Raw genomic sequence first — 20,172 nt, 5'->3', positions numbered from 1 at the left:
TTCAGCCCTCAAAAGCCTTATTTTCTTCCTTTTTCTCCGTTTCGGCGCGCTATGGACTAAGTCGCTGCAAAGGGGAGAAAGAGCACAAGTCATCGGCATTCCTCCATGCGGGCAGCAGCGCAAAGACGCTGTCAGGCTGGCAGTTTTCTTAATGAAGCTTTTTCCTGGTAATGCGGCAATGTTTTTAACCGACATTAGCTATGCTTAAAGCACTGGCGAATAAACTTTCACCAGCGCTAAAAATAAGCATAAAGAGCGGAATTCGGGTCGGGAAGGTGAGAATTGATCAATAACCGACCGCAATCACGCTTTAGACACCGAATGAATTGCATGATAACCAAAACGGCTATGGATTAAGCGTTACGCCCTGCGGATCTCAAGGTACAGCCAACGCCGCTGTAACCTGAAAGGCGATGGGCTGCGTGGCCTCTTATAAATCATGCTCTTAATCTTAGGAAGAAGACTATGCCTGTACTTCCCGATCGTGACGTGATTGATCAGCTTTTCTCCGGCAACTCTGCCGATCCTTTTTCCCTGCTTGGCATGCATGCGGTCGATAACGGCCTGCAGGTGCGTGCGCTGCTGCCTGACGCCAGCGAAGTCTGGCTGCGGGAGCAGCAAACCGGTCGCCGACTGGTGCAGTTGAACTGCGATGATGTACGCGGTTTTTTCAGCGCCACGGTGCCGCGCCGTAAAACCCCGTTCCGCTATCAGTTTGATGTGCGCTGGCACGATCACCAACAGATCGTCGACGATCCCTACCGTTTCGGCACCCTGCTGCAGGATATCGACAGTTGGCTGTTGGCTGAAGGTACCCATTTGCGTCCTTATGAGCGGTTGGGCGCTCATCTCGCCACGCTCGATGACGTCGAAGGCGTCACTTTTGCCGTCTGGGCACCCAACGCCCAGCGAGTCTCGGTGGTGGGGGAGTTCAACTTTTGGGATGGACGCCGCCATCCGATGCGCCTGCGCCGTGAAAACGGCATTTGGGAGCTGTTTCTACCGGGAGTGAAGGCCGGGCAGTTGTACAAATATGAAATCATCGACTGCTACGGCAATACCCAACTCAAAGCCGATCCTTACGCATTCGAAGCGCAGATGCGGCCGGACACCGCGTCGTTGGTCACTCCGTTGCCTGAGGTGGTAGAAAACACCCCGCAACGTCAGCGGGCCAATGATTTTGACCGCCCGATTTCTATCTACGAAGTGCATCTTGGCTCTTGGCGCCGCCACACCGACGATAATTTCTGGCTCAGCTATGGCGAATTGGCCGTGCAGCTGATTGATTACGTCAAGGATATGGGATTCACCCATATCGAGCTGCTGCCGATTAACGAGCACCCGTTTGACGGCAGTTGGGGTTATCAGCCGCTAGGGCTGTATGCCCCGACCCGACGTTTCGGCACTCCGGCCGATTTTAAGGCGTTCGTGGCTGCGGCGCACCGGGCCGGTATCAATGTGATCCTCGACTGGGTGCCGGGGCATTTTCCCAGCGACGCCTATGGCCTGGCGAACTTCGACGGCACCGCGCTGTATGAATATGCCGATCCGCGCGAAGGTTTCCATCAGGACTGGAATACCCTGATCTATAACTATGGCCGCAATGAGGTGCGTAATTATCTGGCGGGCAATGCCCTTTACTGGCTGGAACGTTACGGTATAGATGCGCTGCGCGTCGATGCGGTAGCCTCGATGATCTACCGTGACTACAGCCGCGCCGACGGCGAATGGGTGCCGAATTACTACGGCGGCAATGAGAATCTGGAGGCCATCGCCTTCCTGCGTTACACCAACCAGACCGTCGGCAAGGAGCGCCCCGGCGCAGTGACGCTGGCGGAAGAGTCTACCGATTACCCTGGGGTGACGCTGCCGCCGGAATCCAACGGCCTGGGGTTCCACTACAAATGGAACCTGGGGTGGATGCACGACACGCTTAACTACATGCAATGTGATCCGGTGCACCGTAAATATCATCACAATCAGATGACTTTCGGCATGCTGTACGCCTACACCGAGAACTTTGTGCTGCCGATTTCCCATGACGAAGTGGTGCACGGCAAAAAATCGGTGCTCGACCGCATGCCCGGCGATGCCTGGCAGAAGTTCGCCAACCTGCGTGCCTACTACGGCTTTATGTGGGCGCATCCGGGCAAGAAGCTGCTGTTTATGGGCTGCGAGTTTGCCCAAGGGCGCGAATGGAACTTCGACAGCAGCCTCGACTGGCACCTGCTGGAAGGGCTGGACGGCTGGCACCACGGCGTACAGCGGCTGGTACGCGATCTCAACCATTGCTATCAACAGCAGGCGCCGTTGTATGAACGCGACTACCGCCCTGACGGCTTTGAGTGGTTGGTGGTGGACGACCACGACAACTCGGTCTTTGCCTTTGCCCGTTACGACTCCCAAGGGAATGAGCTGATCGCCGTCAGCAATTTCACCCCGGTGCCGCGCCACCATTATCGCATCGGCATTTCCCGCGCCGGCGAATACCGGGAAATCCTCAATACCGACTCACATCATTATCACGGCAGCAATACCGGCAATCAGGGCCGCGTAGTGTCCGAACCGATAGGCAACCACGGCCGCGAGCATTCGATTAGCGTGACCGTACCGCCATTGGCGACCATCTACCTGTTGCGGGAGGCGCAATGACTGAGCTGACGCCCGGCATCGCCGCGCCTCTCGGGGCGCACTATGACGGTAACGGCATCAACTTTAGCCTGTATTCCGCCCGAGCCACGGGGGTGGAGCTGTGCCTGTTTGACGAACAGCAGCAGGAAGTTCGGCTGCCGTTGACGGCGCGCAGCGGTGATATCTGGCACGGCTACTTGCCGGGCGGTAAACCGGGGCAGCGTTACGGTTTCCGCGTGCATGGTCCGTTTGATCCTGCTCGGGGGCTGCGTTTTAACCCCAACAAACTGCTGTTGGATCCCGCTGCGCGTGCGGTGGAGGGACCGGTGGCGGATGACCCTTACCTGCATGGCGGCTATGACCGGCCGGATCAGCATGACAGCGCCGAACTGATGCCCAAGTGCGTGGTGATTGATGAAGCCTATGATTGGCAGGATGACCGCCCGCCGGCTACGCCCTGGGGCAAAACGGTGATCTACGAAGCGCATGTCCGCGGCCTGACCTTGCAGCACCCGGAGATCCCGCCGGTGCTGCGCGGCAGCTTCGCCGCGCTCGGCCATCCGGTGATGATCGCCTATTTCAAGCGGCTCGGCATCACTGCGCTGGAGTTGTTGCCGGTGCAGCAGCACAGTTCTGAACCGCGTCTGCAGCGGCTCGGATTGATTAATTACTGGGGCTATAACGTGCTGGCGCCCTATGCGCCGGATAACCGTTATTCCAGCCTGCGCACGGATACGACGCCGCTGCGCGAGTTTCGCGATGCGGTGAAGGCGCTGCATAAAGCCAGCATTGAAGTGATCCTCGACGTGGTGTTCAACCACAGCGCCGAGCTGGATACCGACGGCCCGACGCTGTCGCTGCGCGGTATCGATAACCCAGGCTATTACTGGCTTACCCCCGACGGTGATTATGTGAACGATACCGGCTGCGGCAACACCCTGCGGTTGGATCAACCACAGGGTGTCGCCTGGGTGATGGACTGTTTGCGTTTTTGGGTTGGCGAGTGCCATGTTGACGGCTTTCGCTTCGATCTGGGCAGCGTGCTCGGCCGTACGCCCGCGTTCGACCGCGATGCGCCGCTTTTCCAGGCGATGCTGGCAGACGACCTGCTGTCGCGCTGCAAGCTGATTGCCGAGCCGTGGGATATTGGCCCCGGCGGTTATCAGGTGGGTGAGTTCCCTGGGCGATTCGCCGAGTGGAACGACCATTATCGGGACGATATCCGTCGTTTCTGGCTGCAGGACGGCGTATCGCTGGGCCAGTTCGCCCAACGTTTCGCCGCTTCCAGCGATTGGTTTAACCAACGCGGGCGTGCGCCGTACGCCAGCATCAACATGCTGACCGCTCATGACGGATTCACCCTGCAGGACTTGGTCAGTTTTAACCGCAAGCACAACCAACTGAACGGTGAAGGTAACCGTGACGGCAGCGACCGTAACTTTAGCAATAACCACGGTGTTGAAGGCCCGATTGCCGACGATGCCATTTTGCAACGCCGCAGGGCCAGCCGGCGAGTGCTGCTCGCTACGTTGTTGCTGTCCCAGGGGACGCCGATGCTGCTGGCCGGCGACGAGCATGGACACAGCCAGCAGGGCAACAACAATGCCTATTGTCAGGACAACGCTATCACCTGGCTCGATTGGGCCACGGCAGATGACGCTCTCACCGATTACACCGCCGCACTGATCCGTTTGCGCCAACAAATCCCTGCCTTGCAGCAAGACCGCTGGTGGCAGGAGGGTGACGGCAGCGTGCAGTGGCTGAACGCGCAGGGGCAACCCCTCGACGCGCAAGAGTGGGAGCAGGGTGAACTGCGGTTGCAGATCTGTCTGTCGCAACGTTGGCTGGTGGTGGTGAATGCCACGCAGCAGGCGGTGGAGATGACGTTGCCCGTCGGCGATTGGCAGCTTGTCGCCCCCTTTACTCAGGAAGATTCGCGGGCGATTTTACCCGCCTGGCACCAGGCTGCGCACTCGATTTGCGTGCTGGTAAAGAAAAAATAAAAGGAGTCAGCTATGGTTAGGTTTGAAAATAAAGACCCCCTGATGTTGGCACGCCAACTGCCGATTAAGTCCGTCGCCCTGATCCTGGCCGGTGGCCGCGGTTCGCGTTTGAAAGATTTAACCTCAACCCGGGCCAAGCCGGCCGTCCACTTTGGCGGTAAATTCCGCATTATCGATTTTGCCCTGTCGAACTGTCTGAACTCGGGGATCCGCCGCATCGGCGTGATCACCCAATACCAGTCCCATACTCTGGTGCAGCATATCCAGCGCGGTTGGTCGTTCCTCAACGAAGAGATGAACGAGTTTGTTGACCTGTTGCCGGCCCAGCAACGCCTCAGTACCGAGCACTGGTACAAGGGCACGGCGGATGCGGTGTACCAGAACCTGGATATCATTCGCCGTTACGACGCCGAATATGTGGTGATCCTGGCGGGCGATCACATCTACAAGATGGATTACTCGCGCATGCTGATCGACCACGTGGAAAAGGGCGCGCAATGCACCGTCGCCTGCTTGCCGGTACCCCGTGAGGAAGCCAGCGAGTTCGGCGTGATGGAAGTGGACGAAAACGATCTGATCCTCGAATTCCTGGAAAAGCCCAGCAACCCGCCGCCGATGCCGGGCAATCCGGATATGTCGCTGGCCAGCATGGGGATCTACATCTTTAACGCCGACTACCTGTTCCAACTGCTGGAGGAGGACATGTCGACGCCGGGCTCCACCCACGATTTCGGTAAGGATCTGATCCCGAAAATCACTGCCCAGAAAGCGGCTTGGGCGCACCCGTTCACGCTGTCCTGCGTGACCTCCAACCCCGATCTGCCACCGTATTGGCGCGATGTGGGTACGCTGGAGGCCTACTGGCGCGCCAACCTCGATCTGGCTTCGGTAACGCCGGAGCTGGATATGTATGACCGCGCCTGGCCGATCCGCACCCACATGGAACCGCTGCCGCCGGCCAAGTTTGTGCAGGATCGCTCCGGCAGCCACGGCATGACCATGAACTCGCTGGTGTCCGGCGGTTGCATCGTCTCCGGTTCGGTGGTGGTGCATTCGGTGCTATTCCCGCGGGTGCGGGTGAACTCGTTCTGCACCATCGACTCTACCGTATTGCTGCCGGACGTTAACGTCGGCCGTTCTTGCCGTCTGCGGCGCTGCATTATCGACCGTGCCTGTCATATTCCCGAGGGGATGGTGATTGGCGAAAACGCCGACGAGGACAGCAAACGCTTTTATCGCTCGGAAGGTGGCATTGTGCTGGTGACGCGCGAAATGTTGTCAAAGTTGTGAGTTAAGGTAGTCGGCAGAACGATAGCCTGCCGCCATATAAACGGACTGATGGCTTGCACAACGCGGGGTTAACAACAGCGGCAAGCCTGCTTTTCCAGAGTAATTTTGCCGATTCTCAGGAGTGATAATGCAGGTTTTACACGTATGTTCTGAAATGTTCCCCCTGTTGAAAACCGGGGGGCTCGCAGACGTGGTTGGCGCATTACCCGCGGCTCAGATCGCCGAGGGCGGCGATGTTCGGGTGTTATTGCCCGCTTTTCCTGACGTGCGCAACGGCATACCGGATTCCGTGCTGGTGGCAGAAATCGATTCTTTTGCCGGCCGGGTCGGCTTGCGTTACGGCACCTACCACGGCGTGGGCATTTACCTGATTGATGCCCCCTGGCTGTACGAGCGGCCGGGCAGCCCGTATCACGACCAATCAATGAATGCCTATTCCGACAACCACCGGCGCTTTGCCCTGCTGGGCTGGATGGCCTGCGAGCTGGCCAAGGGGTTGGATCGGTACTGGCGTCCGCAGGTAGTGCATGCCCATGACTGGCATGCGGGGCTGGCTTGCGCCTATCTGGCCGCCAATGGCCATCCGGCGCGATCTATTTTCACCGTGCACAACCTGGCCTATCAGGGGCTATTCTCCGCCCATCACGTGGCAGAGCTGTGGTTACCGCCTTCGTTCTACAACGTCTATGGCCTGGAGTTTTACGGCCAGATGTCATTCCTGAAGGCGGGTTTGTACTACGCCGACCATATCACCGCCGTCAGCCCGACCTACGCACGGGAAATCACCCGGCCGGAGTTCGGCTATGGCATGGAGGGGCTGCTGCAGGAACGCCAGCATCAGGGGCGCTTGAGCGGCATTCTTAACGGCGTAGATGACAAAATTTGGGACCCGTCCCACGATCCGCGTCTGACCGCCCGTTACGACGCTGACGATCTGAAGAACAAGGTCAAGAACAAGCTGCACCTGCAAAAAGCCATGGGCCTGAAGGTGGACGAGTCGCTGCCGGTGTTTGCGGTAGTGAGCCGTCTGACCAGCCAGAAAGGGCTGGATCTGGTGCTGGAAGCCCTGCCGGCGCTGCTGGAGCAGGGGGGCCAACTGGCGCTGCTGGGGGCCGGCGATGCGGTGCTGCAACAGGCGTTCCTCGCCGCTGCCGCCGACTATCCGGAGCAGGTTGGCGTACAGATTGGTTACCACGAAGCCTTCTCGCACCGCATCATCGGCGGGGCCGATGTGATCATGGTGCCGAGCCGCTTTGAACCCTGTGGGCTGACCCAACTCTATGGCCTGAAATACGGCACGCTGCCGCTGGTGCGCCGCACCGGGGGGCTGGCGGACACGGTGGTGGACTGTGCGTTGGAGAATCTGGCCGACGGCAGCGCCAGCGGATTTGTGTTTGATGATTGTGACGCCACCGCACTGGGCAACGCCATTCGGCGCGCCATGGTGCTGTGGAGCAGGCCGAAGCATTGGCGTCACGTCCAGCGCCACGCCATGAGCGTGGATTTTGGCTGGCAGGTCGCGGCAAAAGAATACCTGTCGCTTTATCAGCGTTTGTTGTAGACGTCATGACGTGCAGCGACACCCGCTATTGTAGGTTGTAGGGGCGCAACATGCGGCGCCCGAGTTCAGTGGGGCGCATCTATTCCGGGCGAATATATGCGCCCCCTTCAGGGGATCGAAAAGCTATGACTTCACCGATTAGTTACACCTCACCCACGGTCAGTGTTGAAGCGCTGAAACACTCCATCGCCTATAAGTTAATGTTTATCGTCGGCAAGGATCCGGCTATCGCCAACCAGCATGACTGGCTGAACGCCGTGCTGTTTGCGGTGCGCGACCGTATGGTGGAGCGCTGGTTACGCTCTAACCGTGCGCAACTTTCGCAGGATGTGCGCCAGGTTTATTACCTGTCGATGGAGTTTCTGATTGGCCGGACGCTGTCCAACGCCTTGCTGTCGATGGGGATTTATCAGGATATCGACGACGCGTTGAATGAGATGGGGCTGAGCCTGGGCGAACTGCTGGAGGAGGAGAACGATCCCGGGCTGGGCAACGGCGGGCTGGGCCGATTGGCCGCCTGCTTCCTGGATTCGCTGGCGACGCTGGCGCTGCCGGGTCGGGGCTACGGCATTCGTTACGAATACGGCATGTTCAAACAGAATATCGTTAACGGCCAACAGATGGAGTCACCGGACTATTGGCTGGAATACGGCAATCCGTGGGAGTTCCCGCGTCATAACACCCGCTATAAGGTGCGCTTTGGCGGACGGATCCAGCAGGAAGGCGCCAAGGCGCGTTGGGTGGAAACCGAAGAGATCATCGCCACCGCTTACGATCAGGTGATCCCCGGTTTTGATACCGACGCCACCAATACGCTGCGGCTGTGGAGCGCGCAGGCCAGTAATGAAATCAACCTGGGTAAATTCAATCAGGGCGATTACTTTGCGGCGGTTGAGGATAAAAACCATTCGGAAAACGTATCACGCGTGCTCTATCCCGATGACTCGACGTATTCAGGGCGTGAGCTTCGTCTGCGGCAGGAGTATTTCCTGGTATCGGCCACGGTGCAGGATATCCTCAACCGCCATTGGACGATGCATAAAAGCTTCGACAACCTGGCAGACAAGATTGCTATTCACCTCAATGATACCCACCCGGTGTTGTCTATCCCTGAGCTGATGCACCGGCTAATCGACGAACATAAGTTCAGCTGGCTGGATGCCTGGGCGGTGGTCGAGCAGGTGTTTTCTTACACCAACCACACGTTGATGAGCGAAGCGCTGGAAACCTGGCCGCTGGACATGATTGGCCGGATCCTGCCGCGTCACCTGCAGCTGATTTTCGAGATTAACGATCACTTCCTCAAACAGGTGCAGGAAGTGGCGCCGGGCGACAATGAGTTGCTGGCGCGGGTGTCGATCATTGATGAAACCAATGGTCGTCGTGTGCGTATGGCGTGGCTGGCTGTGGTGGCGAGCCACAAGGTTAACGGCGTTTCGGCGCTGCACTCCGAACTGATGGTGCAATCGCTGTTTGCCGATTTCGCCCGTATTTTCCCTAATCGCTTCTGCAATAAAACCAACGGCGTCACCCCACGGCGCTGGCTGGGGCTGGCTAACCGACCGCTGTCTGACGTGCTGGATGACAGCATCGGTCAGACCTGGCGTACCGATCTCAGCCAACTGAGCGAGATCAAGGCCAATATCGATTACCCCAGCTTCCTGAAGGCGGTGCAAAGCGCCAAACGGCAGAACAAGGAGCGACTGGCGACCTACATCGCCAAAACGTTGAATGTGGTGGTCAACCCGGACGCGCTGTTTGACGTGCAGATTAAACGTATCCACGAGTACAAACGGCAATTGCTCAACGTACTGCACGTGATCACGCTGTATAACCGTCTGTTGCAAGATCCGGAAACCGAGCGGGTGCCGCGCGTGGTGATCTTTGCCGGCAAGGCGGCTTCGGCCTATTACGCCGCCAAGCAAATCATCCGCTTGATCAACGACGTCGCCAAGGTGATCAACAACGATCCGCGAGTGCATACGCAACTGAAAGTGGTGTTCATTCCAAACTACAGCGTCAGCCTGGCGCAAATGATTATTCCGGCGGCGGACCTGTCCGAACAGATCTCGCTGGCAGGCACCGAGGCATCCGGCACCAGTAATATGAAGTTCGCGCTTAACGGTGCGCTGACCATCGGCACGCTGGATGGCGCCAACGTTGAAATGCTGGAGCACGTAGGGGCGGAGAACATCTTTATCTTCGGCAATACCGCCGAACAGGTCGAGGAGCTGCGCCGCAACGGCTACAACCCGCATCTGTACTATGAGCAGGATCCCGAGCTGCATCAGGCGCTTACCCAGATCGCCACCGGCGTTTACAGCCCTGAGGAGCCCAAGCGCTACAGCAACCTGTTTGATTCCCTGGTAAACCTGGGCGATCACTACCAGTTGCTGGCAGATTACCGCAGCTATGTGGATACGCAGGACAAGGTGGATGAGGTGTATCGCAATCAGGACGACTGGACGCGTCGGGCGGTGCTGAATATCGCCAATATGGGCTACTTCTCTTCCGACCGCACCATTCAGGAGTATGCGGACGAAATCTGGCACATCAAACCCATCAAGCTGTAATGTAAAAAAGGGCCGGATATCCGGCCCTTTTTACGTTTGGCGTCTTACGATGCCAGAGACAGCATTTTCGCTTTCGCGTGTTCCGCCAGCCAGGCTTTGACTCGTGCCTGCTGCGCTTCGTCCAACCACATACCCAACTTGGTGCGGCGCCAGATAGCGTCATCCAGCTCTACCACCCACTCTTTTTCGATCAGGTAGCGCAGCTCGGCTTCATGCAGGCCGTGACCGAAATCTTCGCCCAGATCGTTGAGGCTGTTGGCACCGGCCAGGATCAGCTCACTGTGGCTGCCGTAGGTGCGAGCAAAGCGACGCGCCAGTGCTTCAGGCAACCAGCTGTGCTCGCGGCGCAGTTTTGCGGCGTAGCTGTCGCGATCGCCACCGATGTCGCCGCCTGGCAGCGAACCGTTTTTGGTCCACGCCGGGCCGCAGCCAGGGTAGTAGTGCGCCAGTTTTTCCATCGCATGCTCAGCCAGCTTGCGATAGGTGGTCAGCTTACCGCCGAACACCGACAGCAGCGGCGCTTTGCCCTGTTCGTCATGCACGTCCAGCGTGTAGTCGCGGGTGACCGCCTGCGGTGAGTCCGATTCGTCGTCGCACAGTGGGCGCACGCCGGAGTAAGTCCAGACGATATCGTCACGGCCCAGCTGTTTCTTGAAGTGATCGTTATACACTTTCAGCAGGTAGTTGATTTCGTTATCGTCAATCTTCACGTCTTTCGGATCGCCGTGGTATTCCACGTCGGTGGTGCCGATGATGGAGAACTCGTCATTCCATGGGATCACGAAGACGATACGGTGGTCTTCGTTCTGCAGAATATAGGACTGCGGCTGATCGTGTACGCGCGGCACCACGATGTGGCTGCCTTTGATCAGGCGGATACCGTAAGGCGATTTCAGCTTCAGGCCGTCGTCGAAGAAGTGCTTCACCCATGGGCCAGTGGCGTTCACCAGGCCCTTGGCACGCCAGGTAAAGGTTTTGCCGCTGTCGACATCGACCGCTTCAACCATCCACAGGCCATTCTCACGCCATGCACGGGTGACCTTGGTGCGAGTGCGAACTTCGCCACCGCGTTTTTCCACTTCCTGGGCGTTCAACACCACCAGGCGAGCATCGTCAACCCAGCAGTCGGAATATTCGAAACCGCGCTTCAATTCAGGCTTCAGCACCGATTCTGGTCCAAAGCGCAAACCCTTGCTGCCCGGCAGGCTGGTGCGTTTGCCCAGGTGATCGTACAGGAACAGGCCGATACGGATCATCCAGGCCGGACGCAGGTGTGGCTGGTGCGGCAGGCGAAAGCGCATTGGGAAGGCAATGTGCGGTGCCAGTTTCAGCAGCACTTCACGTTCTGCCAGCGCTTCGCTGACCAAACGGAATTCATAGTGTTCCAGGTAGCGCAGGCCACCGTGGATCAGTTTGGAACTGGCGGAAGACGTAGCACAGGCCAAGTCTTGCGCTTCCAGCAGCAGTACGGACAGGCCGCGCCCGGCAGCATCCGCCGCGATGCCGGCACCGTTGATGCCGCCACCGATAACGATCAAGTCTTTGGTTTCCACGTCAACTTCCTCCAGATGTTCGAAATAGCTCTTTCATGTTCGTTTTCGCTCACGATTGTAATCAAAAACCAACAAACAAGCCAAGACTTAACCAAACAAAAACATTTAGGCGTGATAGAGGTAACAGTTTGATGATAGTAGTTATACAAAAAGAGGGGGTATTTCGATTGGGAATGACCGGGGTCAGCAGGCTGAACCCCGGAGAAAACGGCGGGCGTAATGGCGCTGAAAAGCGGTACCGCAGGGTTAAACGTGGCGGAAAGGGCTTAGCACAGTTCGAGCTGTACGTCGTACTGCTCGATGATTTTCATCACGCTTGGCGGTGGCAGCTGGTCGGTAAACAGATAGTCGATCAGGTTCATGTTACCAAGGTTGACCATCGCATTGCGGCCGAATTTGGAGTGGTCGGTCACCAGCATGACGCAGCGCGAGTTTTCGATAATTGCGCGTTTGGTGCGCACTTCGTGATAGTCGAATTCGAGCAGCGAGCCGTCCATATCGATGCCGCTGATACCCAGAATGCCGTAATCGAGACGGAACTGAGAGATAAAGTCCAGCGTGGCCTCGCCCATGATGCCGCCGTCGCGGGTGCGCACTTCGCCACCGGCCAGGATCAGGCGGAAATCTTCTTTGGCGGTCAGCAGGGTGGCGACGTTCAGGTTATTGGTCACCACGCGCAGGTTCTTGTGGTTCATCAGCGCATGAGCGACCGCTTCCGGCGTGGTGCCGATGTCGATAAACAGCGTGGCGCCGTCCGGGATCTGGCTGGCGACGCGTTGGGCAATACGCGCTTTCTGTTCCGACCACATCACTTTACGATCGTTATACGCGGCATTCACCGAGCTGGAGGGCAGCGCGGCCCCACCGTGGTGGCGTTGGATTTTGTTCTGATCGGCCAGGTCATTCAAATCACGGCGAATCGTTTGCGGGCTGACGTCAAAATGTTCGACCAGTTCTTCCGTGCTGACATAGCCCTGCAGGCGCACCAGCTCGATAATTGCGTCATGACGCTGTGTTTGCTTCACGGTAATCCCCTAAAACGCCCGGCTTGTACCTGGCTGTTATTGTTCGTTGTGCGCGCGATGACGCGTGTCCCAAAATGCCATCAATAACCCTAACACTAAACCGGCTACGTGTGCCGCGTTAGCGATCGACATTCCTAAAATATCGAAATATCCGGCCACCAGCCACAGCACCGAAAACACCATCAGGCCGCGTGGCAGCATCAGACCGCGTTCCGGCGCACGTTCGCCGCTAAGCCAGCAGTAACCCATCAGCGCATAGACCACGCCGGACAGACCACCGAACAAGGCACCGCTGAACAGCGACTGCGCCCAACCGCTGAAAAAGGCCGAGACCACCGCCAGCACGAACAGCTTGCCGGCGCCGAGGCGTTTTTCCATCGGGCCGCCGAGATACCACCACCACATCAGGTTAAAGGTGATGTGCAGCAGCGAGAAATGCAGGAAAGCATGGCTGACCCAGCGCCACAGTTGCGTGTACTGCTCGCTGTTCTGCGGCCAGGACAGCCAGTACATTACCGCGTCGTCGCCCAGTATCTGCATCAGGATATAGACCACAATGCACAGCGCCATCACGCTCAGCGTCAGCGGGCCGGCCTTGCTGCGCAAGGTTTGCAGATAAGAATAGCCCTGGTAGTGCAGCTCGGCGTCGGTCTTGCCGGCCTGCCAACTGGCGGCCCGGTAGCGGCTGTTGAGCGGATCGATCAGAAACTGCTGCAGCTCATGTTGCACCTGTTCCAGGCGGCTGTCGTCAGCCAGCCAGATTTCCGCCGCTTCGCCGCTGTTGTGCACCCGTAGCTCGATGCCCTGTGTCGCCATATAGTCGACAAAGGCCTGCGCCAGGCGGGGGTTGGATACGGCGATTACTCTAACCATGGCTTTTCCGTCTAAGTGAATGATTTTAGCCGCCGGTTTGCCCCGATGGCGTTGACGGCCGATTATACCGTCGAAACCCTGAGCGCAGGCAGCAGATCTGTGAAAAACCCGCAAAAACACTCACTAAAAGCGCGAAAAAGGAACCCGCCGAGACGGCGGGGGGAGGATTATGCGGAGGTTTCAACGTCCTGAGGATACTGGCGAGCCCAGGCCTCAAAGCCGCCGTCGATGCTGTACACCGCGTCAAACCCCTGATGCAGCAGGTATTGCGCCGCGCTGCGGCTGCTGTTGCCGTGGTAGCACATCACCATCACCGGACGATCAAAGTCGTTTTGCTGCATGAAGGTTTGCAGGCTGGCGTTGGTCAGGTGGAAGGCGCCTGGCGTATGCCCGGCTTCAAAACTCTGGGGATCGCGGATGTCGACCAGCGCGGCGCTGTCGTCTTTCCAACGGCTGTGCGCCTGCTCAACGTTGATCGCTTCAAACTGTTCCATAACTGCCAACTGCCTCGTAATAAGAATATGCCGCCATTGTAATCAATTTCGTGCCAATTAAGACCAGATGAAGACTATGGTTTATCACACCAGCTGTACTTCAACACCTTGCAAGCGCAGCTGCTCTACGATAGCTGGAGATGCGTCACGGCCGGTTATCACCATGTCGATTTGCTCGGTGCGACTGAACAGCATGCCTGCGCGCTGACCAATTTTGCTGCTATCGACCAGCACCACCAGTTTACCGACATAGTTCAGCATCTTCTGCTCGGCCATGGCGGTCAGCATATCGGTTTTGTACAAGCCATCGGCGGTCAGGCCGATGCCGCTGGTGAACATCCAGTGGCCGGCATACAGAGAAGCGTCGCCGTCCTGCGGTGCCAGGGTGATGGACTGAGTTTTATTGTACTGGCCACCCATGATCACCACGCTGTCGTGCTCTTGCTCAATCAAGTAGTTGGCCAACGGCAGGTAGTTGGTGATCACCTGCACGTCTTTGCCGCACATCTCACGCCCCAGCAGAAAAGCGGTCGAGCCACAGTTAATCACTACGCTTTCGCCCGGCTGGCACAGTTGCGCTGCCGCTTTGGCAATACGCATTTTCTCGTCCAAATGCTGGGCCTGGTGGATATTGAGTGGCGTCCATGCTGCGCGAGGGGTGCTGGTGGCTTCTGCCCCATTGCGAACCTTACGCAGTTTACCGATCTCATTCAGTTTGTTGATATCGCGGCGCGCGGTGGCGGGGGATATTTCAAACGCGGTTATCACGTCCGCTACGGAGATCTGCCCCTTATGCTGTAAGAGATCGAGAAGGGCATTATGGCGTTGGGACTCAGTCATGCAGGCTCCATCAGGGAGTGGGGACAGTTTTTTTGATTATATGCGCAGCTTCTGACGATTTGAATCATTGCTGTTCAAAAGTGCGCATAGGTATGACATCAAAATGCCCCATAGCCTGGTTACAGGAAGGATTTGAATGGCAAATCGGGTTCAAGGGTAAAGCAGTCGTCAAAACCGCGTGGGTAGTGGTACTCCAGATTATCTTTATCCAGCGGCCAGGTAAATTTGCCGCCAACCTGCCAGATAAAAGGCTTGAAGCCGTATTGGAGCCGATCCTTTTTCATTTCCCAAAGCATGCGGATTTCCTGCGGATCCGCCTGGAAATTTGACCATATGTCGTGATGGAACGGGATCACCAGTTTGGCATTCAATGATTCCGCCATGCGCAGAATGTCGGCGCTGGTCATTTTGTCGGTGACGCCACGGGGGTTCTCGCCATAGGAACCCAACGCCACGTCGATTTGATGATCATTGCCGTGTTTGGCGTAGTAGTTGGAATAGTGCGAGTCACCGCTGTGGTACAAGTTGCCGCCCGGTGTTTTGAACAGGTAATTTACCGCTCGCTCGTTCATGCCGTCCGGCAGCACGCCGGCGGCTTTTTGTTCCACCGGCAGCGTGATCAAGGCCGTGCGGTCAAAAGCATCCAGCGCGTGAATTTCCACATCCTTGATTTTGATCACGTCCCCCGGTTTTACCGTGATGCAGCGTTCGCGTGGCACTCCCCAGCCGATCCAGATGTCCACGCAGCTTTGTGGCCCGATAAAAGGCACCGAAGCCGCGCAGTTCTGCATTACGGCGGCGGCAACGTTAACGTCGATATGATCGTTGTGATCGTGGGTGGCCAGGACGGCATCAATGTCCTTGATCGCAAAAGGATCGAGCACACAGGGGGTGGTGCGCAGGTTGGGTTGTAATTTTTTTACCCCGGCCATGCGTTGCATCTGGTGGCCGTTCTTCATCAGTGGGTTGCTGTGGCTTTGTTTGCCGGTACCGCACCAGAAATCAACGCACAGGTTTGCGCTTCCCTCCGACTTCAGCCAGATGCCGGTGCATCCCAGCCACCACATGGCGAAAGTGCCTGGCGCGACCTGCTCGCGTTCAATTTCTTCATTCAGCCAGGTTCCCCATTCAGGGAAGGTGTTCAGTATCCAGGATTCGCGCGTAATCGTTGCGACTTTGCTCATGGTTAACCTCTCATCATTTGCGGTTCAGTGACTTAAGTAATCACATATAATCATTTAAAGATTTAATGTGATCGATTTTGACTGAATCTAGCACCGTTTTTTTAAGCTGGCAATGCAGTAAAGCGTTTGGCTTGCTAGCGGGTCAGCTACAGGTCATGGATGGAAAATGAGTAAAAGGTAATTTAATTCAATGGGTAATCGGTGGGGCAAATCTTAGGGTATTGAATCAACATAGAATTGTTTTATATCTTGCGAGGTTGTTCACAAATAATCATTTATAATCTTTTTGTGATTCTTGGTGATTGGTATGGTGAGGCTGTTCCTGCGTGACTGCGACGCCTGGCGTTGGTGCTGGTAGCGTCCGCCAATGCGCAACAAGCATGCAAACGCTACCGGGAGAGCCAGATGGATACCCTTTACACCATTTTCACCGTTTTTTTTAATCAGGTGATGACGAACGCCCCCTTGTTGCTGGGGTTGGTCACGCTGCTTGGCTATGTCTTGCTGCGCAAAAGCGCGGCCGTGATCATCAAAGGCACCATCAAGACGATTATCGGCTTTATGTTGCTGCAAGCCGGTTCCGGTATTTTGACCAGCACCTTCAAACCGGTGGTGGCGAAGTTATCGGAGGTGTACGGCATCAACGGGGCTATTTCTGATACCTACGCCTCAATGATGGCCACCATTGAGCGTATGGGGGACGCCTACAGCTGGGTCGGATATGCAGTGCTGCTGGCGCTGGCGCTCAATACCCTCTACGTACTGCTGCGGCGCATTACCGGCATCCGCACCATCATGCTCACCGGCCATATCATGTTCCAACAGGTTGGGCTGTTAGCCGTATTTTTCTACATCCTGGGCTACGGGATGTGGACTACCGTATTGTGCAGCGCGCTGCTGGCCTCGCTGTATTGGGGGATAACCTCCAACATGATGTTCAAGCCGACGCAGGCAGTAACCGAAAACAGTGGTTTTTCTATTGGCCACCAGCAGCAGTTCGCCTCATGGGTGGCTTATAAGATCGCCCCTTATCTGGGCAAGAAAGAAGACAGCGTGGAAGCATTGAAACTGCCGGGCTGGTTGAATATTTTCCACGACAATATCGTTTCCACCGCCATCGTCATGACGCTGTTCTTCGGCATCATTCTCTGCTCATTTGGCCTGGACACGCTGCAGATCATGGCCGGGAAAACGCACTGGACGATTTACATTCTGCAAACCGGGCTGATGTTTGCGGTGGCGATTTTCATCATTGTGCAGGGCGTGCGCATGTTTGTGGCCGAGCTGACGGAAGCCTTCAATGGCATTTCTCAGCGGCTGATCCCCGGCGCGGTGCTGGCGATTGACTGCGCCGCCATTTATAGCTTCGCACCGAATGCCGTGGTCTGGGGCTTTATGTGGGGCACCATTGGCCAGTTGATTGCGGTGGCGGTACTGCTGGCGCTCGGCTCCTCCATCATGATCATTCCCGGTTTTATTCCGATGTTTTTCTCAAATGCCACTATCGGCGTGTTTGCCAATCATTTCGGCGGCTGGCGTGCTGCCATGAAGATATGCCTGGTGATGGGCATGATCGAGATCTTCGGCTGCGTCTGGGCCGTCAAGCTGACCGGGCTGAGCGCCTGGATGGGTATGGCGGACTGGTCGATTCTGGCACCGCCATTGATGCAAGGCCTGAGCCTGGGCCTGTGGTTTATGGGGGTGGTGATTGTGATTGCACTGCTTTACATGTTCTTCGCCGGGCGCACCCTGCGCGCGGAAGAAGATGCGGAAAAACAGCTGGCTGAAACGGCCTCACAGTAACGGGAGAGCACCATGACAGTACGAATTTTGGCGGTATGCGGCTGCGGGCAAGGCAGCTCGATGATCATGAAAATGAAAGTCGGTCAATTCCTTACCCAGCAGGGCGTTAATCATACGGTGAACAGCTGTGCGGTCGGGGAGTACAAATCCGAACTGGGCAGCGCGGACATTATCGTCGCGTCGACTCATGTGGCGGATGAGATTGTCGTCAGTGGCAACAAGTATGTGGTCGGTGTGCGCAATATGCTTTCTGCGGCCGACTTTGGGCCCAAGTTGATGGAAGTGATTGGGGCGCATTTCCCCAAAGACCTGAGCCAGTGAGGGAACGGCCATGAAACTGAGTGACTCACTGGCACAGAACAAGTCAGTCCTTCTGCAGGCGGAAGCCACCGATTGGCAGCAGGCGGTGAAATTGGGCGTTGATCTGCTGGTCGCCGCCGGGGTGGTAGAACCCCGCTATTTCAACGCCATCCTGGCCGGCGTTGAACGACACGGCCCTTATTTTGTATTGGCACCGGGGCTGGCGATGCCGCACGGTCGCCCGGAAGAAGGGGTGCTGAAAACCGGTTTTGCTTTGGTCACGTTGAAAACGCCAGTGTGTTTTGGCGATGAGGGTAACGACCCTATCGATATCTTAATCACCCTGGCCGCAGTGGACAGCCGTACGCATCAGGAAGTTGGCATTCTGCAGGTGGTGAACCTGTTTGAAGACGAAGCCAATTTTGAACGCTTGCGCGCCTGCCGCTCGGTGGCTGAGGTGCTGGATTTAATCAATCAAACGTCCGCGGCTGCGGCAACGCATTAACCAGGAGAGCATGATGACCCAACATTTACCTATGCTGCAGGTGGCGCTGGATAACCAGTCAATGGACGATGCCTATCGTACGACACGCCTGATCGCCGACGAAGTCGACATCATCGAAGTGGGCACCATTTTGTGCGTGGCTGAAGGGGTGCGTGCCGTGCGTGACCTGAAAGCCTTGTACCCGGATCGCATCGTATTGGCGGACGCTAAAATTGCCGATGCGGGTCAGATCCTGGCGCGCATGTGTTTTGAGGCGCATGCAGACTGGATCACCGTGATTTGTTGCGCCGATATCAATACCACCAAAGGTGCGCTGGCCGTGGCGAAAGAGTTCAACGGCGACGTGCAGATTGAACTGACCGGCTTTTGGACCTGGGAACAAGCGGTGGAGTGGCGTCAGGCGGGCGTGCAGCAGGTGGTTTATCACCGTAGCCGCGATGCACAGGCTGCCGGTGTGGCCTGGAGCGATGAAGATATCGCCGCTATTCGGCGTCTTGCCGATATGGGCTTCAAGGTGACCGTCACCGGTGGGCTGGCGTTGGGCGATTTGCCGCTGTTCCAGGGCATTCCTATTCATGTATTCATCGCCGGGCGCAGCATTCGCGATGCTGCGGATCCGGTGGCAGCGGCACGTGAGTTCAAGCGCGCTATTGCTCAACTGTGGGGGTAAATTATGGCTATGTTGCAAAAGGCCGTCCCTTTGGGCATCTACGAAAAGGCACTGCCGGCGGGAGAGGACTGGCTGACGCGTCTGCAACTGGCGGGTGAACTGGGATTTGATTTCGTAGAGATGTCGATAGATGAGAGCGACAGCCGTCAGGCACGGCTGGACTGGAGCCGCGAGCAGCGCCTGGCGCTGGTTCAAGCCGTTGCGACCAGCGGCGTACGGGTGCCTTCACTGTGCCTGAGCGCTCACCGCCGGTTTCCTTTAGGCAGCGAGGATGATGGGGTGCGCAACCAGGGGCTGCTGATTATGCAAAAAGCCATCCGGCTGGCACAGGATCTCGGTATCCGGGTGATTCAATTGGCGGGTTATGACGTTTACTACCAGCAGGCCAATGACAATACGCGCGAGAGGTTCCGCGACGGTTTGAAACAGGCGGTGGAGATGGCCAGCCGTGCCCAGGTGACGCTGGCGATGGAAATTATGGATTACCCGTTGATGAACTCGATCAGCAAGGCGCTGGGCTATGCCCATTACCTGAATAACCCGTGGTTTCAGCTGTATCCGGATATTGGCAACCTGTCGGCCTGGGACAACGACGTGCAGATGGAACTGGTGGCCGGTCGCGGGCATATCGTGGCGGTACATGTAAAAGATACCCGCCCGGGCGAGTTTAAAAACGTGGCCTTTGGCGAGGGGGTGGTCGATTTTGAACGCTGTTTTAGTACCTTGTTGCACAGCGGCTATCGCGGTCCCTATCTGATTGAGATGTGGAGCGAAACTGCGAGCGATCCGCTACAGGAAGTGAGGGCGGCGAAAGCCTGGGTGACGGAGCGCATGGCAAGAGCCGGGCTGGCGATAGGAGCTTAGTAT

The 20,172-nt window shown here is 57.0% G+C and carries 16 protein-coding genes; 10 read left to right on the top strand and 6 right to left on the bottom strand.

Going from position 1 to position 20,172, the window contains the following annotated elements:
- Positions 1-465: 465 nt before the first annotated feature.
- The 5 genes from glgB to glgP all read left to right on the top strand — a co-directional run bounded on the left by glgB (position 466) and on the right by glgP (position 10,058).
- Positions 466-2,652 carry a 1,4-alpha-glucan branching protein GlgB gene (glgB, locus tag LQ945_RS12040; protein ID WP_270102939.1) on the top strand — a complete coding sequence of 729 codons (2,187 nt, stop codon included), beginning with the start codon at positions 466-468 and terminating at the stop codon, positions 2,650-2,652.
- Positions 2,649-4,634: a glycogen debranching protein GlgX gene (gene glgX, locus LQ945_RS12035; protein WP_270102938.1), complete on the top strand. Its 1,986-nt coding sequence runs from the start codon at positions 2,649-2,651 to the stop codon at positions 4,632-4,634. The genes glgB and glgX overlap by 4 nt, the downstream gene beginning before the upstream one ends.
- Positions 4,635-4,646: 12 nt before the next feature.
- A complete protein-coding gene (glgC, locus tag LQ945_RS12030) occupies positions 4,647-5,924 on the top strand; it encodes a glucose-1-phosphate adenylyltransferase (protein ID WP_020837383.1) in 1,278 nt (425 codons plus the stop codon).
- A gap of 127 nt (positions 5,925-6,051) precedes the next feature.
- Entirely contained in the window at positions 6,052-7,485 is a 1,434-nt protein-coding gene (glgA, locus tag LQ945_RS12025) for a glycogen synthase GlgA (protein WP_044554801.1), read from the top strand.
- A 125-nt stretch (positions 7,486-7,610) separates the two neighbouring features.
- Positions 7,611-10,058, top strand: a complete 2,448-nt coding sequence (glgP, locus tag LQ945_RS12020) for a glycogen phosphorylase (RefSeq protein ID WP_044554800.1) — start codon at positions 7,611-7,613, stop codon at positions 10,056-10,058.
- A gap of 44 nt (positions 10,059-10,102) precedes the next feature.
- On the opposite strand, the gene glpD is transcribed toward glgP, so the two are convergent.
- The 6 genes from glpD to ulaG form a co-directional block, all read right to left on the bottom strand.
- Complete coding sequence (gene glpD, locus LQ945_RS12015) at positions 10,103-11,611, bottom strand: glycerol-3-phosphate dehydrogenase (RefSeq protein ID WP_270102937.1); 1,509 nt, start codon at positions 11,609-11,611, stop codon at positions 10,103-10,105.
- Positions 11,612-11,877: 266 nt separating this feature from the next.
- Positions 11,878-12,636, bottom strand: a complete 759-nt coding sequence (locus LQ945_RS12010; RefSeq protein WP_020837378.1) for a DeoR/GlpR family transcriptional regulator — start codon at positions 12,634-12,636, stop codon at positions 11,878-11,880.
- Between the two features lie 36 nt (positions 12,637-12,672).
- On the bottom strand, positions 12,673-13,509 hold the full coding sequence (gene glpG / locus LQ945_RS12005; RefSeq protein WP_270102936.1) for a rhomboid family intramembrane serine protease GlpG: 837 nt from the start codon (positions 13,507-13,509) through the stop codon (positions 12,673-12,675).
- Positions 13,510-13,676: 167 nt separating this feature from the next.
- Positions 13,677-14,003 carry a thiosulfate sulfurtransferase GlpE gene (glpE, locus tag LQ945_RS12000; protein WP_020837374.1) on the bottom strand — a complete coding sequence of 109 codons (327 nt, stop codon included), beginning with the start codon at positions 14,001-14,003 and terminating at the stop codon, positions 13,677-13,679.
- A gap of 84 nt (positions 14,004-14,087) precedes the next feature.
- Entirely contained in the window at positions 14,088-14,843 is a 756-nt protein-coding gene (gene ulaR / locus LQ945_RS11995; RefSeq protein WP_270102935.1) for an HTH-type transcriptional regulator UlaR, read from the bottom strand.
- Positions 14,844-14,962: 119 nt separating this feature from the next.
- The gene (gene ulaG, locus LQ945_RS11990) at positions 14,963-16,027 is read right to left on the bottom strand and encodes an L-ascorbate 6-phosphate lactonase (RefSeq protein WP_270102934.1); all 1,065 of its coding nucleotides are present in this window, start codon (positions 16,025-16,027) and stop codon (positions 14,963-14,965) included.
- Positions 16,028-16,432: 405 nt separating this feature from the next.
- Between ulaG and ulaA the strand changes: the two genes are divergently transcribed.
- Genes ulaA through LQ945_RS11965 form a run of 5 tightly spaced genes read left to right on the top strand, consistent with a single transcriptional unit; the run spans position 16,433 to position 20,169 of the window.
- On the top strand, positions 16,433-17,830 hold the full coding sequence (ulaA, locus tag LQ945_RS11985) for a PTS ascorbate transporter subunit IIC (protein WP_269935962.1): 1,398 nt from the start codon (positions 16,433-16,435) through the stop codon (positions 17,828-17,830).
- Positions 17,831-17,842: 12 nt separating this feature from the next.
- A complete protein-coding gene (ulaB, locus tag LQ945_RS11980; RefSeq protein WP_270102933.1) occupies positions 17,843-18,151 on the top strand; it encodes a PTS ascorbate transporter subunit IIB in 309 nt (102 codons plus the stop codon).
- Between the two features lie 10 nt (positions 18,152-18,161).
- On the top strand, positions 18,162-18,635 hold the full coding sequence (gene ulaC, locus LQ945_RS11975; protein WP_270102932.1) for a PTS ascorbate transporter subunit IIA: 474 nt from the start codon (positions 18,162-18,164) through the stop codon (positions 18,633-18,635).
- A 13-nt stretch (positions 18,636-18,648) separates the two neighbouring features.
- Positions 18,649-19,305 (top strand): 3-keto-L-gulonate-6-phosphate decarboxylase UlaD, encoded by a 657-nt coding sequence (locus LQ945_RS11970; RefSeq protein WP_270102983.1) that lies wholly within the window; start codon positions 18,649-18,651, stop codon positions 19,303-19,305.
- 9 nt (positions 19,306-19,314) lie between these two features.
- Positions 19,315-20,169: an L-ribulose-5-phosphate 3-epimerase gene (locus LQ945_RS11965; RefSeq protein ID WP_269935993.1), complete on the top strand. Its 855-nt coding sequence runs from the start codon at positions 19,315-19,317 to the stop codon at positions 20,167-20,169.
- Positions 20,170-20,172 lie beyond the last annotated feature (3 nt).

Origin of the sequence: Serratia liquefaciens (assembly GCF_027594825.1) — a bacterium.
Classification (GTDB): domain Bacteria; phylum Pseudomonadota; class Gammaproteobacteria; order Enterobacterales; family Enterobacteriaceae; genus Serratia; species Serratia liquefaciens_A.
Note: the sequence above shows the minus strand (reverse complement) of the source record. Positions and strands in the feature narration are given on the sequence as shown.

Excerpts from the sequence above, each read along its gene's own strand:
- glgB (WP_270102939.1), top strand. The coding sequence starts at position 466 with ATGCCTGTACTTCCCGATCGTGACGTGATTGATCAGCTTTTCTCCGGC.
- glgX (WP_270102938.1), top strand. The coding sequence starts at position 2,649 with ATGACTGAGCTGACGCCCGGCATCGCCGCGCCTCTCGGGGCGCACTAT.
- glgC (WP_020837383.1), top strand. The coding sequence starts at position 4,647 with ATGGTTAGGTTTGAAAATAAAGACCCCCTGATGTTGGCACGCCAACTG.
- glgA (WP_044554801.1), top strand. The coding sequence starts at position 6,052 with ATGCAGGTTTTACACGTATGTTCTGAAATGTTCCCCCTGTTGAAAACC.
- glgP (WP_044554800.1), top strand. The coding sequence starts at position 7,611 with ATGACTTCACCGATTAGTTACACCTCACCCACGGTCAGTGTTGAAGCG.
- glpG (WP_270102936.1), bottom strand. The coding sequence starts at position 13,509 with ATGGTTAGAGTAATCGCCGTATCCAACCCCCGCCTGGCGCAGGCCTTT.
- glpE (WP_020837374.1), bottom strand. The coding sequence starts at position 14,003 with ATGGAACAGTTTGAAGCGATCAACGTTGAGCAGGCGCACAGCCGTTGG.
- ulaR (WP_270102935.1), bottom strand. The coding sequence starts at position 14,843 with ATGACTGAGTCCCAACGCCATAATGCCCTTCTCGATCTCTTACAGCAT.
- ulaG (WP_270102934.1), bottom strand. The coding sequence starts at position 16,027 with ATGAGCAAAGTCGCAACGATTACGCGCGAATCCTGGATACTGAACACC.
- ulaA (WP_269935962.1), top strand. The coding sequence starts at position 16,433 with ATGGATACCCTTTACACCATTTTCACCGTTTTTTTTAATCAGGTGATG.
- ulaB (WP_270102933.1), top strand. The coding sequence starts at position 17,843 with ATGACAGTACGAATTTTGGCGGTATGCGGCTGCGGGCAAGGCAGCTCG.
- ulaC (WP_270102932.1), top strand. The coding sequence starts at position 18,162 with ATGAAACTGAGTGACTCACTGGCACAGAACAAGTCAGTCCTTCTGCAG.
- LQ945_RS11970 (WP_270102983.1), top strand. The coding sequence starts at position 18,649 with ATGACCCAACATTTACCTATGCTGCAGGTGGCGCTGGATAACCAGTCA.
- LQ945_RS11965 (WP_269935993.1), top strand. The coding sequence starts at position 19,315 with ATGTTGCAAAAGGCCGTCCCTTTGGGCATCTACGAAAAGGCACTGCCG.